Genomic DNA, 16,046 nt, shown 5'->3' on the forward strand with positions numbered 1-16,046 from the left:
ACCGGTGGGGGAGCGGCGGGTCTTCGCGTACGGCCTCGCGTACGGAGGGCCGCCTCCGGCGCGATAGGGTCGGAGCGACTTTCGAAGTATCCAGAACGCATGTGACGTCCCCCCAGAACACAGTCGATCTACGAGCGCAGAGAGCGGTGCGGTGTGACCGGTGGAGAGGTTGCCGGGATCCTGGTGGCCGTCTTCTGGGCGATCCTGGTCTCCTTCCTCGCCGTGGCGCTGGTGAGGCTGGCCCAGACGCTCAGGGCGACCACCAAGCTGGTCGCGGAGGTGACGGAACAGGCCGTGCCGCTGCTGGCCGACGCCTCCCAGGCCGTGCGCTCCGCGCAGACACAGATCGACCGGGTCGACGCCATCGCCACCGACGTCCAGGAGGTCACCTCCAACGCGTCGGCGCTCTCCACCACCGTCGCCTCGACCTTCGGCGGCCCGCTCGTCAAGGTCGCCGCGTTCGGATACGGCGTACGCCGGGCGATGACCCGCACCAGGACCGACGAGGTGCCCGCGCCCGAGCGGGTCCGGCGCACGGTCGTCGTCGGCCGTACCGTACCGGCCCCGAAGGGCTCCAAGCGCCGCAGGCAGAAGGGCTGAACCCCGCGATGTTCCGCCGTACGTTCTGGTTCACCGCGGGTGCCGCGGCCGGTGTGTGGGCCACCACCAAGGTCAACCGCAAGCTCCGGCAGCTGACCCCTGAGCATCTGGCCGCGCAGGCCGCCAACAAGGCGATCGAGGCCGGGCACCGGGTCAAGGACTTCGCCCTCGACGTACGGGCCGGGATGGTCCAGCGCGAGGCCGAGCTAGGCGAGGCCCTCGGGATCGCCGAACCCCCGGGCCGCGGCCTGCCCGCGCAGCGGCGGCTCGCCGCCCTCGACCGCGGGCCGGAAAACCTGAAGCACGATGAGAAGCACTACGGGATGCTGGACAACAAGCACTCGTACAACCGGAATGAGGACCACTAATGGAGTCGGCCGAGATTCGCCGCCGCTGGCTGAGCTTCTACGAGGAGCGCGGGCACACCGTCGTCCCTTCGGCGTCGCTCATCGCGGACGACCCGACTCTGCTGCTGGTCCCCGCGGGAATGGTCCCCTTCAAGCCGTACTTCCTCGGTGAGGTCAAGCCGCCGTGGTCGCGCGCCACCAGCGTTCAGAAGTGCGTCCGCACGCCGGACATCGAAGAGGTCGGCAAGACCACCCGGCACGGCACCTTCTTCCAGATGTGCGGCAACTTCTCCTTCGGTGACTACTTCAAGGAAGGCGCCATCACCTACGCCTGGGAGCTGCTCACCTCGCCCCAGGACAAGGGTGGTTACGGGCTCGACCCGGAGCGCCTGTGGATCACGGTCTACCTGGACGACGACGAGGCCGAGACGATCTGGCGCGACAGGATCGGCGTCCCCGCCGAGCGCATCCAGCGCCTCGGCAAGAAGGACAACTACTGGTCCATGGGCGTGCCCGGGCCGTGCGGTCCGTGTTCCGAGATCAACTACGACCGCGGTCCCGAGTTCGGCGTCGAGGGCGGCCCGGCCGTCAACGACGAGCGGTACGTGGAGATCTGGAACCTCGTCTTCATGCAGTACGAGCGGGGCGAGGGCACCTCGAAGGAGGACTTCGAGATCCTCGGCGACCTGCCGAGCAAGAACATCGACACGGGCCTCGGCCTGGAGCGGCTCGCCATGATTCTGCAGGGCGTGCAGAACATGTACGAGATCGACACCTCCATGGCCGTCATCAAGAAGGCCACCGAGCTGACGGGCGTCGAGTACGGCGCCGCCCACGACTCCGACGTCTCCCTGCGCGTGGTCACCGACCACATGCGTACGTCCGTGATGCTCATCGGTGACGGCGTCTCGCCCGGCAACGAGGGCCGCGGCTATGTGCTGCGCCGCATCATGCGCCGCGCCATCCGCAACATGCGGCTGCTGGGCGCCACCGGACCGGTGGTCCAGGACCTCATCGACGTCGTGATCGAGATGATGGGCCAGCAGTACCCCGAGCTGGTCAGCGACCGCAGGCGCATCGAGACCGTGGCCCTCGCCGAGGAGGCCGCCTTCCTCAAGACGCTGAAGGCCGGCACCAACATCCTCGACACGGCCGTCACCGAGACCAAGCAGTCCGGCGGCAAGATCCTCGCCGGTGAGAAGGCGTTCCTGCTCCACGACACCTGGGGCTTCCCGATCGACCTCACCCTCGAAATGGCCGCCGAACAGGGCCTTTCCGTGGACGAGGACGGCTTCCGGCGCCTGATGAAAGAGCAGCGGGAGCGCGCCAAGGCCGACGCCAAGGCCAAGAAGACCGGCCACGCCGACATGGGCGCCTACCGCGAGATCGCCGACGCCGCCGGCGAGACCGAGTTCGTCGGGTACGACCGTACCGAGGGCGAGTCGACGGTCGTCGGCATCCTCGTCGACGGTGTCTCGTCGCCCGCCGCCACCGAGGGCGACGAGGTCGAGATCGTCCTCGACCGCACCCCGTTCTATGCCGAGGGCGGCGGCCAGATCGGCGACACCGGGCGCATCAGGATCGACACGGGTGCCGTGATCGAGATCCGTGACTGCCAGAAGCCCGTTCCCGGTGTGTACGTCCACAAGGGCGTCGTCCAGGTCGGCGAGGTGACCGTCGGCGCCAAGGCCCAGGCCGCCATCGACGTGCGCCGCCGCACGGCCATCGCCCGCGCCCACTCGGCCACCCACCTCACCCACCAGGCCCTTCGCGACGCCCTCGGCCCGACGGCCGCCCAGGCCGGTTCCGAGAACCAGCCCGGCCGGTTCCGTTTCGACTTCGGTTCGCCGTCCGCCGTGCCGACGGCCGTGATGACCGACGTCGAGCAGCAGATCAACGAGGTGCTCGCCCGCGACCTCGACGTGCACGCCGAGATCCTCAGCCTCGACGAGGCCAAGAAGCAGGGCGCCATCGCCGAGTTCGGCGAGAAGTACGGCGAGCGCGTGCGCGTCGTGACCATCGGCGACTTCTCCAAGGAGCTGTGCGGCGGTACGCACGTCCACAACACCGCCCAGCTCGGCCTGGTCAAGCTGCTCGGTGAGTCGTCCATCGGCTCGGGCGTGCGCCGTATCGAGGCCCTGGTCGGCGTGGACGCCTACAACTTCCTCGCCCGGGAGCACACGGTCGTCGCCCAGCTCCAGGAGCTGGTCAAGGGACGTCCGGAGGAGCTTCCGGAGAAGATCTCCGCCATGCTCGGCAAGCTTAAGGACGCCGAGAAGGAGATCGAGAAGTTCCGCGCCGAGAAGGTCCTCCAGGCCGCCGCCGGGCTGGCCCAGGGCGCCAAGGACGTCAACGGCGTCGCCCTGGTCACCGGTCAGGTGCCGGACGGCACGAGCGCCGACGACCTGCGCAAGCTGGTCCTCGACGTGCGCGGCCGCATCCAGGGCGGCCGGGCCGCCGTCGTCGCCCTCTTCACCACGGCCAACGGCAAGCCGCTGACGGTCATCGCCACCAACGAGGCCGCCCGCGAGCGCGGTCTCAAGGCCGGCGACCTGGTCCGTACGGCCGCCAAGACCCTCGGCGGCGGCGGTGGCGGCAAGCCGGACGTCGCCCAGGGCGGCGGCCAGAACCCGGCCGCCATCGGCGAGGCCGTCGACGCCGTCGAACGCCTTGTGGCGGAAACGGCCAAGTGAGCGACGACGGAAGCACTCTGCGCCGCGGCCGTCGACTCGCGATCGATGTCGGGGACGCCCGGATCGGGGTCGCCTCGTGCGACCCCGACGGGATCCTCGCCACCCCGGTGGAGACGGTCCCCGGCCGGGACGTTCCCGCAGCTCACCGCAGGCTGAAGCAGCTCGTCGACGAGTACGAACCGATCGAGGTCGTCGTCGGTCTCCCTCGCTCCCTCAAGGGGGGCGAGGGCCCCGCCGCAGTGAAGGTGCGTGGCTTCGCCCAGGAGCTGGCCCGTCTGATCGCGCCCGTCCCGGTACGCCTGGTGGACGAGCGGATGACGACGGTGACGGCCAGTCAGGGACTGCGTGCCTCGGGCGTGAAATCGAAAAAGGGCAGATCGGTCATTGACCAGGCAGCGGCCGTGATCATCCTGCAACAGGCCCTCGATTCCGAACGGGTGTCAGGTAAAGCACCCGGCGAGGGCGTCGAAGTGGTCATCTGATCGCGATACGGTAACGTTCCGCGCGATTGTGGCTCTGTTCGAACAGTAGCCGCACGATAAGAGGCGGAACGGTAGCGGTGATGTGGGCGCCGCGTGATCGGCCGCCTCGCGGCTCTAGGGGATCGATGACTGAGTATGGCCGGGGCCCAGGCTCCGAACCGTGGCATCCGGAGGACCCGTTGTACGGGGACGGCGGATGGGAAGGACAGCAGGCCCAGGCCGACCAGTCCTCCTACGACGGCCAGCACCAGCACTACCCCCAGCAGCAGCCGCAGCAGCAGTCGCAGTACGGCGACTGGGGCACCGACGGCCAGCAGGCCGCGTACGACCAGGCGCAGCAGCAGTACGCGCAACAGCAGTACCAGCAGCAGGCCCAGCACCAGCAGTACCAGCAGCAGCACTACCCACAGCAGCAGTACGGCGGACAGGCCCACCAGCAGTACGTCGATCAGGGTCAGCAGCAGTACGCGGGCGGCGGCTGGGACGCCGGTCAGCAGGCGCAGGTCCCCTACACCGCCGACCCGATGGACCCGTACGCCCAGCAGGCCGCCGCGTACGGCGGTCAGCAGCCCGACTACTACGGCACTCCTGACGCGTACCCGCCGCCGGAACCGCCGGCCAGGCGCCGTCCCGAGCCGGAACCCGAACCCGAGCCGGAACCGCAGACCGGCTGGGACCCCGGCCCCGACCAGGGCGAGCACGCCTTCTTCGCGGGCGGCGGTGACGATGACGACGAGCCCGACGACGAGGCGGAGGGGCGTCGGGGCCGCGGCGACCGGAAGGGCCGGGACGGCGACAAGAGCGGGAAGAGCGGCAAGACCAAGAAGGGCCGCAGCGGCATGGCCTGCCTGGTGGTCGTCCTGGTGTTCGGTGGTGGCATCGCCGGAATCGGGTATTTCGGTTACCAGTTCTACCAAAATCGTTTCGGCGCGGCGCCCGACTTCGCCGGCGACGGCACGAGCGCGACGGTGACCGTCGAGATCCCCAAGGGCGCTGGCGGCTACGCCATCGGCCAGGCACTGAAGGAGAAAGGTGTCGTCAAGAGCGTCGACGCCTTTGTCTCCGCCCAGTCGGAGAATCCCAAGGGGAAGACGATCCAGGCCGGCGTGTATGTCCTGAACAAGGAGATGTCCGCCAAGAGTGCCGTCGCGATGATGCTCGACCCGAAGAGCCAGAACAATCTGATCGTCGCTCCCGGGCAGCGCAACATCGTGGTGTACGCGGCGATCGACAAACAGCTCGGCCTTTCCAAGGGCACGACCGCGAAGGTCGCCAAGAAGGATTACAAGACCCTGGGTCTGCCGGACTGGGCGAACGACAACAAGGACATCAAGGACCCGCTGGAAGGTTTCCTTTACCCGGCGACCTATCCCGCCGCCAAGGGCATGAAGCCCGCGGATGTCCTGAAGGAAATGGTCACGCAGGCCGCCGCTAAGTACGACGTGCTCGACCTCGAAGCCAAGGCCAAGGCGCTCGACCTCGACAACCCGCTCCAGGTCATCACCGTCGCGAGCCTCGTCCAGGCCGAGGGCAAGACCAGCGACGACTACCGCAAGATGGCGGAGGTGGTCTACAACCGCCTCAATCTCGCGAACCCCGAGACCTATGGCGCCCTTCAGTTCGACTCGACCTTCAACTACGCGAAGAACGAGAGCAACATCGACATCAGCGAGTCGGAGATCAACAGCGACAAGGATCCGTACAACACGTACACCAACAAGGGTCTGCCGCCCGGACCGATCGGAAACCCGGGTGAAGTGGCGATCAAGGCGACGCTGAATCCGACCGACGAGGGCTGGTACTACTTCGTGGCCACCGACGGTGTGAAGACGACCGAATTCGCCAAGACGCACGATGCATTCCTCAAGCTCAAGGACAAGTTCGATGCAAGAACGGGCAGTTGACGCCCGCCGGGCAGCAGTACTCGGTTCCCCCATCGCCCATTCCCTCTCCCCGGTGCTGCACCGCGCCGCCTACGGGGAACTGGCGCTCACAGGGTGGACGTACGACCGCTTCGAGGTCGACGAGACGGCGTTGCCGGAATTCCTGGGTGGGCTCGGGTCCGAGTGGGCGGGGCTGTCGCTCACGATGCCGCTGAAGCGGGCGGTCATCCCGCTGCTCGACGGGATCAGCGAGACGGCCGCGTCGGTCGAGGCCGTCAACACCGTTGTGTTCGAGGCGGACGGACGGCGCGTCGGCGACAACACCGACATCCCCGGGATCGTGGGCGCCCTGCGTGAGCACGGCATCGAACAGGTCGACTCCGCCGCGATCCTCGGCGCTGGTGCCACCGCCTCCTCCGCGCTCGCCGCGCTCGCCCGGATCTGCACCGGCGAGGTCGTCGTGTACGTCCGTAACGAGGCCAGGGCCGTCGAGATGCGGCAGTGGGGCGAACGCCTCGACATCGAGGTCCGTACGGCGGACTGGGCGGACGCGGCCCGGGCGCTGCACGCCCCGCTGGTGATCGCCACCACCCCGGCCGGAGCGACGGACGCGCTGTCCGGTGCCGTACCGGAACGGCCCGCGACCCTCTTCGACGTGCTCTACCACCCCTGGCCGACCGATCTGGCGGCCCGCTGGTCGGCGTACGGCGGGGCGGTCGTCAGCGGACTCGACCTGCTCGTGCACCAGGCGGTGCTTCAGGTCGAGCAGATGACCGGACGTGTTCCGGGCCCGCTGAGCGCAATGCGCAGGGCGGGCGAGAAGGCGCTCGCCGACCGCTGACCCTGCCGCGTTCCGCGTCCGTCTGCTGGACCGCCGACCAGGTGTCCGGCCCGGACGTGGGAGGATCGGGGGTGGCGGGCCAGGGCCGCGCACCCGGTCACGCCGTCGACGTACGCGAGGACGCGCGTACGCAGGGCAGTACCAGGGCGCGAGTATGAGGAGCACCGTTGAGCAGGTTGCGCTGGTTGACCGCGGGGGAGTCCCACGGTCCCGCACTCGTCGCGACGCTGGAGGGCCTGCCGGCCGGCGTGCCCATTACCACCGAGTTGGTGGCGGACCACCTGGCGCGGCGGCGGCTCGGCTATGGGCGCGGTGCCCGGATGAAGTTCGAGCAGGACGAGATCACCTTCCTCGGCGGTGTGCGGCACGGGCTGTCGCTCGGCTCGCCGGTCGCGGTGATGGTCGGCAACACCGAGTGGCCGAAGTGGGAGCAGGTGATGGCGGCCGACCCGGTGGATCCGGAGATCCTGGCCGGCCTCGCCCGCAACGCCCCGCTGACCCGCCCCCGGCCCGGCCACGCCGACCTCGCGGGCATGCAGAAGTACGGCTTCGACGAGGCCCGTCCGATCCTGGAGCGCGCCTCCGCGCGTGAGACGGCGGCCCGGGTGGCGCTGGGCGCGGTGGCCCGGTCGTTCCTGAAGGCTGCGGCCGGGATCGAGATCGTCTCGCACGTCGTCGAACTGGCGGCCGCGAAGGCCCCGTACGGCGTCTACCCCAAGCCCTCCGACGTCGAGAAGCTGGACGCGGACCCGGTGCGCTGCCTGGACGCGGACGCGTCGAAGGCGATGGTCGCGGAGATCGACCAGGCCCACAAGGACGGCGACACCCTGGGTGGTGTGGTCGAGGTGCTGGCGTACGGAGTTCCCGTCGGCCTCGGCTCGCACGTGCACTGGGACCGGCGCCTCGACGCCCGCCTCGCCGCCGCCCTGATGGGCATCCAGGCCATCAAGGGCGTCGAGGTCGGTGACGGCTTCGACCTCGCGCGCGTGCCCGGCTCGAAGGCGCACGACGAGATCATCGCCACTGACAACGGCATCCGGCGTGCCACGGGTCGTTCCGGTGGCACCGAGGGCGGTCTGTCCACGGGCGAACTGCTGCGCGTACGGGCGGCGATGAAGCCCATCGCGACCGTGCCGCGCGCCCTGCAGACCGTCGATGTCGTGACCGGCGAGGCGACGCAGGCGCATCACCAGCGCTCCGACGTGTGTGCGGTCCCGGCGGCCGGCATCGTCGCCGAGGCGATGGTGGCCCTGGTGCTCGCCGACGCGGTCGTGGAGAAGTTCGGCGGCGACAGCGTGCCCGAGACGCGTCGCAACGTGGAGTCGTACCTCGAACACCTGATCGTTCGGTGAGCGCTGTGCAGATTGTGCTGGTCGGGCCGATGGGCGTCGGCAAGTCCACGGTCGGACGGCTGCTGGCCGAGCGGCTCGGTTGCGCGTACCGGGACACCGACGACGACATCGTCGCCGAGCAGGGCCGCACGATCGCCGACATCTTCGTCGACGAGGGCGAGCCGGTCTTCCGGGCCGTCGAGAAGCAGGCGGTCCAGCGGGCGCTGGCCGAGCACGACGGCGTTCTCGCCCTCGGCGGCGGCTCGATCCTCGACGAGGACACCCGCGAGCTGCTGGCCGGGCACCGCGTCGTCTACCTCTCGATGGACGTCGAGGAAGCGGTCCAGCGCACCGGCCTGAACGCGGCCCGTCCCCTGCTGGCGGTCAATCCGCGCCGGCAGTGGCGGGAGCTGATGGAGGCCCGCCGCCATCTGTACACGGAGGTCGCCCTGGCCGTCGTACCCACCGATGGCCGTACGCCCGAAGAGGTCACCCAAGCCGTCCTGGACGCACTGGAGTTGAAGGAAGCATGAGCAGCGAGGCAGTGACGCGGATCCAGGTCGGCGGCACGGCGGGCAGCGATCCGTACGAGGTCCTGATCGGGCGGCAGCTCCTGGAGGAGCTGGGCGGGCTGATCGGGCCCCGGGTGAAGCGGGTCGCGGTGATCCACCCCGAGGCGCTCGCCGAGACGGGTGAGGCGCTGCGCGCCGACCTGGCGGGCCAGGGCTTCGAGACGGTCGCCATCCAGGTGCCGAACGCGGAGGAGGCCAAGACCGTCGAGGTGGCCGCCTACTGCTGGAAGGCGCTCGGCCAGTCCGGCTTCACGCGTACCGACGTCATCGTCGGTGTCGGCGGCGGGGCGACCACCGACCTGGCCGGGTTCGTGGCCGCGACATGGCTGCGCGGGGTGCGCTGGATCGCCATCCCGACGACGGTCCTGGCGATGGTGGACGCGGCCGTCGGCGGCAAGACCGGCATCAACACCGCCGAGGGCAAGAACCTCGTCGGCTCCTTCCACCCGCCCGCCGGTGTGCTCTGCGACCTCGCGGCGCTGGACTCGCTTCCGGTCAACGACTACGTGTCCGGGCTCGCGGAGATCATCAAGGCCGGCTTCATCGCCGACCCGGTGATCCTGGAGCTGATCGAGTCCGACCCGCAGGCCGCCCGCACCCCGGCCGGTCCGCACACCGCCGAGCTGATCGAGCGCTCGATCAAGGTGAAGGCGGAGGTCGTCTCCTCGGACCTCAAGGAGTCGGGCCTGCGCGAGATCCTCAACTACGGCCACACGCTCGCGCACGCCATCGAGAAGAACGAGCGCTACCAGTGGCGGCACGGCGCGGCCGTCTCCGTCGGTATGCACTTCGCGGCTGAACTGGGCCGTCTCGCGGGCCGTTTGGACGACGCGACGGCGGACCGCCACCGCACGGTCCTGGAGTCGGTCGGCCTGCCGCTCCACTACCGCTACGACCAGTGGCCCAAGCTGCTGGAGACGATGAAGGTCGACAAGAAGTCCCGGGGCGACCTGCTGCGGTTCATCGTCCTGGACGGACTGGCCAAGCCGACCGTCCTGGAGGGACCGGACCCGGCCGTCCTCCTCGCCGCCTACGGCGAAGTGGGGGAGTAGCTCCCCGCTCGGGCGCTTGGCCCGATTTGCCTGTGGCGACGGGCACTTCGGGCCGCCCCGGGCCGTTCACCAAACGGCGGCCCGGGACGGTACCGTTCGGTAGCGTGCGGGGTCCGTGCCCCGCAGGCCAGCGCCAATTGCCTGTACGAGACGGAGTGGCACCGGATGCAGCACGCAGTGGGGTCTCCGCTGCCGCCGCCCCACCAGCCGGGGCAAGGACCGGACGCCGACTGGTCGTCGGCCGCGCCGCACGCGGGGCAACAGCCCCCGGGCGCGCACCCGGGTTCCGCACCCCCGAGCCACCCCCCGGCCCCCGTCTACCCCGGAGCCCCCTCGGGACCGTATCCGCAGGCGCCGCATCCGCCCGTCCCGCAGCACGCGCCGGTGCCGCCCACGCCGGACACCACCGGCCATATGCCGTTGCCGCAGGGCGACTTCGTCCCGACGCCGGGCCCGCCGCCCCTCACGGGCCCCGTCGATCCGGCCTCCGCGCCGCTCGCCGTGCTGCTGATCGGGCCCGCGGGCGCAGGTAAGACCAGCGTCGCGAAGTACTGGGCGGACCATCGGCGGGTGCCGACCGCGCACATCAGCCTCGACGACGTCCGCGAGTGGGTGCGCTCGGGCTTCGCCGATCCGCAGTCGGGGTGGAACGACCACTCCGAGGCGCAGTATCGTCTCGCCCGCCGCACCTGCGGCTTCGCCGCCCGCAACTTCCTTGCCAACGGCATCTCGTGCATCCTCGACGACGCGGTGTTCCCGGACCGTCCGGTGGTCGGCCTGGGCGGCTGGAAGCGGCACGTGGGGCCCGGTCTGCTCCCGGTGGTGCTCCTGCCCGGCCTGGAGATCGTCCTGGAGCGCAATGCCGAACGCTCCGGCAACCGGCGCCTCACGGACGAGGAGGTCGCCCGCATCCACGGCCGGATGGCGGGCTGGTACGGCTCGGGCCTCCCGATCATCGACAACTCGCAGCTGGACGTACCGGCGACGGCCCGTGTCCTGGACGACGTCCTCGCCCGGCTGTTGGCGAGCCCGCCCAAGTGGTAGCGCAGGGTACGCCGGTCTGAGGGCGCGCGCCCACCGGTCACCGAGCGGCGACGGCCGGTTCCGGCTGGCCCGAACGAGTGATCGCCCCCGCCGCCCCTACCCGTTCCCATCCCTGGGGGCTGCGCCCCCAGACCCCCCTTTGTCCTCAAACGCCGGACGGGCTGGATGGTCAGCCCGTCCGGCGTTTGAGGACAAGGCCCGTTCAGGGCCGACAGCGGGGGTTCGGGGGCGGCAGCCCCCGAGGGATGGGAACGGGTAAGGGCGGCGGGGGCGAAGAAGTCTGCGGTTGCGTCCGTGTGCCGCTCACTCGGCCCCCTCCGACCGGCGGCTGGCCGTCCGCGCTCTTACGCTCGGGGCATGTCAGAGGCGTACGCGGCGCGGCGAGCGCGGCTTCGGGAGCGGTGTCACGCGGGTGGTAGTGAGGGAGCGCTGGTCTCCCGGGCCGCCAATGTGCGGTATCTCGCGGGCACGGCCCCGCAGGGAGCCGTACTGCTGCTGGGAAAGCGTGAAGATCTGCTCGTGTGCGCGGGAGCCGTCGAGGGCGGTCGTCCCGACGACGCCCTGCGCGTGCACGCGCTGTCCGTGCCCGGCGGTGACCCGGCCGTCGCCGCCGCCGATCTCGCCGCCGCCCAGGGGACCGAGTCCCTCGCCGTCGAGGAGCATCACCTGACCGTGGCCCGCTATCGGGCCATCGGGTCCGTCGCGCCCAGGCTGCGGCTGGCCGACCTCGGTGGCGCCGTCGAGCAGCTCCGGGTGGTGAAGGACGAGGAGGAGATCGCCTGTCTCCGGATCGGCGCCGAGATCGCCGACCAGGCGCTCGGTGAACTCCTCGAGTCCATCCTCGTCGGGCGTACCGAGCGGCATCTCGCCCTCGAACTGGAGCGGCGCCTCGTCGATCACGGCGCCGACGGGCCCGCCTTCGCCACCGCCGTCGCCACCGGGCCGAATTCCGGCCGCAGGGGGCATCGGCCCACCGATCGGCGCGTGGAGGAAGGCGACTTTCTCTCTGTTTGTCTCGGCGCCGTCTATCGCGGCTACCGCTGCGAGATCGGCCGTACTTTTGTCATCGGCACCTCGCCCGCCGACTGGCAGATCGAGCTGTACGACCTCGTCTTCGCAGCCCAGCGGGCCGGACGCGAGGCCCTGGCACCCGGCGCCGCCTACCGCGACGTGGACCGTGCGGCACGTCAGGTAGTGGACTCCGCGGGGTACGCGGACCGCCTTCCGGACCTCACCGGACACGGTGTCGGACTCGAAATCGACGAGGACCCGCAGCTCGCCCCCGCAGCCATGGGTAAACTGGACGCTTGTGTGCCGGTCACCGTCGAACCGGGGGTCCACCTCCCGGGCCGGGGCGGTGTCCGGATCGATGACACGCTCGTCGTACGCCCCGAGGCGGACGGCGGACCCGAGCTACTTACCATCACGACCAAGGAACTGCTCGCGCTCTAGCCTTGAAGCTGTCGCGTCTGCCCCGGGGTCGTCCACGTCAGTCCAGGAGATTCCGCAACCGTGGCTTCCACGAACGACCTCAAGAACGGCCTGGTGCTCAAGCTCGACGGGGGCCAGCTCTGGTCCGTCGTCGAGTTCCAGCACGTCAAGCCCGGCAAGGGCCCGGCCTTCGTGCGCACCAAGCTGAAGAACGTGCTCTCCGGCAAGGTCGTCGACAAGACGTTCAACGCCGGTGTCAAGGTCGAGACGGCCACTGTCGACAAGCGCGACATGCAGTTCTCGTACATGGACGGCGAGTACTTCGTCTTCATGGACATGGAGACGTACGACCAGCTCATGGTGGACCGCAAGGCCGTCGCCGACGCCGCCAACTTCCTGATCGAGGGCTTCACCGCCACGGTCGCCCAGCACGAGGGCGAGGTGCTCTTCGTCGAGCTGCCGGCCGCCGTCGAGCTGGTCGTCCAGGAGACCGAGCCCGGTGTCCAGGGCGACCGCTCCACCGGCGGCACCAAGCCCGCCACGCTGGAGACCGGCCACCAGATCCAGGTCCCGCTCTTCATCACCACCGGTGAGAAGATCAAGGTCGACACCCGTACGAGCGACTACCTCGGCCGGGTGAACAGCTAACCGTGGCTGCCCGCAACACGGCCCGCAAGCGTGCCTTCCAGATCCTCTTCGAAGGCGACCAGCGCGGGGCCGATGTCCAGACGGTCCTCGGGGACTGGATCCGGCTCTCCCGGGCCGACACCCGCCAGCCCCCGGTCAGCGAGTACACGATGGAGCTCGTCGAGGGCTACGCGCAGCATGCGAAGCGCATCGACGAGCTGATCTCGCAGTACTCGGTCGGCTGGACGCTCGACAGGATGCCGGTCGTCGACCGCAACATCCTGCGCCTCGGTGCCTACGAGCTGATCTGGGTCGACGAGACCCCGGACGCCGTCGTCCTCGACGAGATGGTGCAGCTGGCGAAGGAGTTCTCGACGGACGAGTCGCCCTCGTTCGTCAACGGCCTCCTCGGCCGGTTCAAGGACCTGAAGTCCTCGCTGCGCCGTGACGGCGACGAGGCCTGAGCCGCACGGCACACGCACACGTACGAACGCCGGTGGGCCCCAGCGACACACTGCTGGGGCCCACCGGCGTTCGTGCGTCGCTCGTGCGGCTTCGTGCGATCAGGAGGGGCGCCGGGAAGGCCCGTGGCATCCCGGTGCCCGTGCGGTCCCCGAAGTCCGTAGAACGCCGTCGGGGTGGCCCGAACCCATAGGTTCCGGCCACCCCGGCGGCACGTTTCTGCTCAACGGCCGAAAGCCGTCGGGCTCAGTTCTCCTCGTGGGAGACGGCGCGGCGCGCGTCCGCGTCCAGGACGCCCCAGCTGATCAGCTGCTCGGTCAGGACCGAGGGCGACTGGTCGTAGATGACGGCGAGGGTGCGCAGGTCGTCCTGGCGGATCGACAGCACCTTGCCGTTGTAGTCGCCGCGCTGCGACTGGATCGTCGCGGCGTAGCGCTGAAGGGGGCCCGCCTTCTCGGCCGGCACATGGGCCAGCCGCTCAAGGTCGAGGACGAGCTTCGGCGGCGGCTCGGCGGCCCCGCCCGGCGTGGTGCCCGGCAGCAGCTCCTGCACCGGAACCCCGTAGAAATCCGCCAGCTCGGCGAGGCGCTGTACGGTCACGGCACGATCGCCGCGCTCGTACGAACCGACCACGACCGCCTTCCAGCGTCCCTGGGACTTCTCCTCGACACCGTGGAGGGAAAGGCCCTGCTGGGTGCGGATCGCCCGGAGCTTGGCCCCGAGCTGTTTGGCGTATTCGCTGGACATATAGCTCCCGGACACAGTGTCGACGTGCGGACGAGCCGCGCGGCTGGTGACTCACTGTGAGGTTACGCAGCGTTACTCTTCCCCGTCAAGCCGAACGGTCTTGCCCGGCTCTTCCTCGGTGGGCGACATGCGGTTACGGCAGACGGGTGACGTGTGGCACCAGTGGGGTGAACTGGGATGTTCCGCGGACTGGTACCGTGGTTGGCGCAATTCCGACGTCCTTTAATGATCCGTCCTGTGAGGCGGAGAAGGAGGTCCGTTTCCTATGGACTCTGAGCAGGACAAGCAGCAGTACGAGGCCGACGCACGGCCCGTTCTGGAAGCCCCCGACATCGCGCGGGTGCTGACCCGCATCGCCCACGAGATCGTCGAACGCGCCAAGGGCGCCGACGACGTGGTGCTCCTCGGCATCCCGACCCGGGGCGTCTTCCTCGCCCAGCGGCTCGCCGCCAAGCTCGCGGAGATCACCGACCGCAAGATCCCGGTCGGCTCCCTCGACATCACCATGTACCGCGACGACCTGCGCATGCACCCGCCGCGCGCGTTGGCCCGCACCGACATCCCCGGCGACGGCCTCGACGGCAGACTGGTCGTCCTCGTCGACGACGTGCTCTTCTCCGGCCGCACCATCCGCGCCGCCCTCGACGCCCTGAACGACATCGGGCGCCCGCGCGCGGTGCAGCTCGCGGTCCTCGTCGACCGGGGCCACCGCGAACTGCCCATCCGCGCCGACTACGTCGGCAAGAACCTCCCCACGTCGTTGCGGGAGACGGTCAAGGTCCAGCTCGCCGAGGAGGACGGTCGGGACACCGTCCTGCTCGGTGTGAAGCGGACCGCCCAGCAGTAGCACGCGCGCGTGCGGCCCCGCGCCGTACGCCCCTTCGCGATGCCCCTGCCTGCCCGGAATCTCCCGAACTTCCTTACGGATGAACTTCCTTACGGAGCCTGAAAGATGCAGCGTCATCTCATCTCGGCCGCCGACCTCACCCGCGACGACGCCGTCCTGATCCTCGACACCGCCGAGGAGATGGCCCGGGTCGCCGACCGGCCGATCAAGAAACTGCCGACCCTGCGCGGCCGTACCGTCGTCAACCTCTTCTTCGAGGACTCGACGCGGACCCGGATCTCCTTCGAGGCCGCCGAGAAGCGCCTCTCCGCCGACGTGATCAACTTCACCGCCAAGGGGTCGAGCGTCTCCAAGGGCGAGTCCCTGAAGGACACCGCCCAGACCCTCGAAGCCATGGGCGTCGACGCGGTCGTCATCCGGCACGGCGCCTCCGGGGCCCCGTACCGGCTCGCCACCTCCGGCTGGATCGACGCGGCCGTCATCAACGCCGGTGACGGCACCCACCAGCACCCCACGCAGGCCCTGCTCGACGCCTTCACCATGCGGCGCCGGCTCGTCGGCCGGGACGCGGGCATCGGCCAGGACCTCGCCGGCAAGCGCATCACCCTGGTCGGCGACATCCTGCACAGCCGGGTCGCCCGCTCCAACGTCGACCTGCTGCACACCCTCGGCGCCGAGGTCACCCTCGTCGCCCCGCCGACCCTGGTGCCGGTCGGCGTCGAGGCCTGGCCCTGCGAGGTCTCGTACGACCTGGACAGCACCCTTCCGAAGTCCGACGCGGTGATGCTGCTGCGCGTACAGCGCGAGCGGATGAACGCCGCGTTCTTCCCGACCGAGCGCGAGTACTCGCGGCGCTACGGCCTCGACGGCGACCGCATGGCGCGGATGCCGGAGCACGCCATCGTGATGCACCCCGGGCCGATGGTCCGCGGTATGGAGATCACCGCCGAGGTCGCCGACTCGGAGCGCTGCACGGCGATCGAGCAGGTCACCAATGGCGTCTCGATCCGGATGGCCGTGCTCTATCTGCTGCTCGGCGGCAACGAACCCGCCGTCACCCACACCCGTACCGAGGAGAAGTAAGACA

16 protein-coding genes are annotated in these 16,046 nt (G+C 69.8%); 15 read left to right on the plus strand and 1 reads right to left on the minus strand.

The features are described from left to right. Positions 1–153: 153 nt before the first annotated feature. The 13 genes from ACFYXF_RS45995 (at position 154) to nusB (ending at position 13,367) form a co-directional block, all read left to right on the plus strand. Entirely contained in the window at positions 154–600 is a 447-nt protein-coding gene (locus tag ACFYXF_RS45995; protein WP_369032018.1) for a DUF948 domain-containing protein, read from the plus strand. An 8-nt stretch (positions 601–608) separates the two neighbouring features. Then, positions 609–968, plus strand: coding sequence for a hypothetical protein (locus ACFYXF_RS46000; protein WP_389359231.1), 360 nt, complete (start codon positions 609–611; stop codon positions 966–968). After that, positions 968–3,640, plus strand: coding sequence for an alanine--tRNA ligase (gene alaS, locus ACFYXF_RS46005; RefSeq protein ID WP_389359233.1), 2,673 nt, complete (start codon positions 968–970; stop codon positions 3,638–3,640). The genes ACFYXF_RS46000 and alaS overlap by 1 nt, the downstream gene beginning before the upstream one ends. A 17-nt stretch (positions 3,641–3,657) precedes the next feature. Beyond that, positions 3,658–4,122: a Holliday junction resolvase RuvX gene (ruvX, locus tag ACFYXF_RS46010; RefSeq protein ID WP_389359318.1), complete on the plus strand. Its 465-nt coding sequence runs from the start codon at positions 3,658–3,660 to the stop codon at positions 4,120–4,122. A gap of 125 nt (positions 4,123–4,247) precedes the next feature. Next, positions 4,248–6,026: an endolytic transglycosylase MltG gene (gene mltG / locus ACFYXF_RS46015; protein ID WP_389359235.1), complete on the plus strand. Its 1,779-nt coding sequence runs from the start codon at positions 4,248–4,250 to the stop codon at positions 6,024–6,026. Further along, a complete protein-coding gene (locus ACFYXF_RS46020; RefSeq protein WP_389359237.1) occupies positions 6,007–6,846 on the plus strand; it encodes a shikimate dehydrogenase in 840 nt (279 codons plus the stop codon). Before mltG ends, ACFYXF_RS46020 begins: the two co-directional genes overlap by 20 nt. Positions 6,847–7,013: 167 nt before the next feature. Beyond that, positions 7,014–8,198 (plus strand): chorismate synthase, encoded by a 1,185-nt coding sequence (aroC, locus tag ACFYXF_RS46025; RefSeq protein ID WP_389359239.1) that lies wholly within the window; start codon positions 7,014–7,016, stop codon positions 8,196–8,198. Between the two features lie 29 nt (positions 8,199–8,227). Further along, positions 8,228–8,710, plus strand: a complete 483-nt coding sequence (locus ACFYXF_RS46030; protein WP_369032127.1) for a shikimate kinase — start codon at positions 8,228–8,230, stop codon at positions 8,708–8,710. After that, complete coding sequence (aroB, locus tag ACFYXF_RS46035; protein WP_369032024.1) at positions 8,707–9,801, plus strand: 3-dehydroquinate synthase; 1,095 nt, start codon at positions 8,707–8,709, stop codon at positions 9,799–9,801. The genes ACFYXF_RS46030 and aroB overlap by 4 nt, the downstream gene beginning before the upstream one ends. 165 nt (positions 9,802–9,966) lie before the next feature. Continuing rightward, a complete protein-coding gene (locus ACFYXF_RS46040) occupies positions 9,967–10,845 on the plus strand; it encodes a Pro-rich N-terminal domain-containing protein (protein WP_389359242.1) in 879 nt (292 codons plus the stop codon). Positions 10,846–11,202: 357 nt separating this feature from the next. Continuing rightward, a complete protein-coding gene (locus tag ACFYXF_RS46045; protein WP_389359244.1) occupies positions 11,203–12,297 on the plus strand; it encodes a M24 family metallopeptidase in 1,095 nt (364 codons plus the stop codon). 60 nt (positions 12,298–12,357) lie between these two features. After that, positions 12,358–12,924 (plus strand): elongation factor P, encoded by a 567-nt coding sequence (efp, locus tag ACFYXF_RS46050; RefSeq protein WP_053744664.1) that lies wholly within the window; start codon positions 12,358–12,360, stop codon positions 12,922–12,924. A gap of 2 nt (positions 12,925–12,926) precedes the next feature. Beyond that, positions 12,927–13,367 carry a transcription antitermination factor NusB gene (gene nusB, locus ACFYXF_RS46055; RefSeq protein ID WP_389359246.1) on the plus strand — a complete coding sequence of 147 codons (441 nt, stop codon included), beginning with the start codon at positions 12,927–12,929 and terminating at the stop codon, positions 13,365–13,367. Positions 13,368–13,611: 244 nt separating this feature from the next. Here the strand turns inward: nusB and bldD are convergent, their stop codons facing one another. Beyond that, a complete protein-coding gene (gene bldD, locus ACFYXF_RS46060; protein ID WP_019059743.1) occupies positions 13,612–14,112 on the minus strand; it encodes a transcriptional regulator BldD in 501 nt (166 codons plus the stop codon). Positions 14,113–14,377: 265 nt separating this feature from the next. Here bldD and pyrR point away from each other — a divergent pair, with 265 nt between their 5' ends. Both pyrR and ACFYXF_RS46070 read left to right on the plus strand, forming a co-directional pair. Continuing rightward, positions 14,378–14,959, plus strand: a complete 582-nt coding sequence (gene pyrR, locus ACFYXF_RS46065; RefSeq protein ID WP_389359249.1) for a bifunctional pyr operon transcriptional regulator/uracil phosphoribosyltransferase PyrR — start codon at positions 14,378–14,380, stop codon at positions 14,957–14,959. Positions 14,960–15,064: 105 nt separating this feature from the next. After that, a complete protein-coding gene (locus tag ACFYXF_RS46070; RefSeq protein ID WP_105975475.1) occupies positions 15,065–16,042 on the plus strand; it encodes an aspartate carbamoyltransferase catalytic subunit in 978 nt (325 codons plus the stop codon). The last annotated feature ends 4 nt before the right edge of the window (positions 16,043–16,046 follow it).

Source organism: Streptomyces sp. NPDC002680 (assembly GCF_042889145.1).
GTDB classification, from domain to species: domain Bacteria; phylum Actinomycetota; class Actinomycetes; order Streptomycetales; family Streptomycetaceae; genus Streptomyces; species Streptomyces adonidis.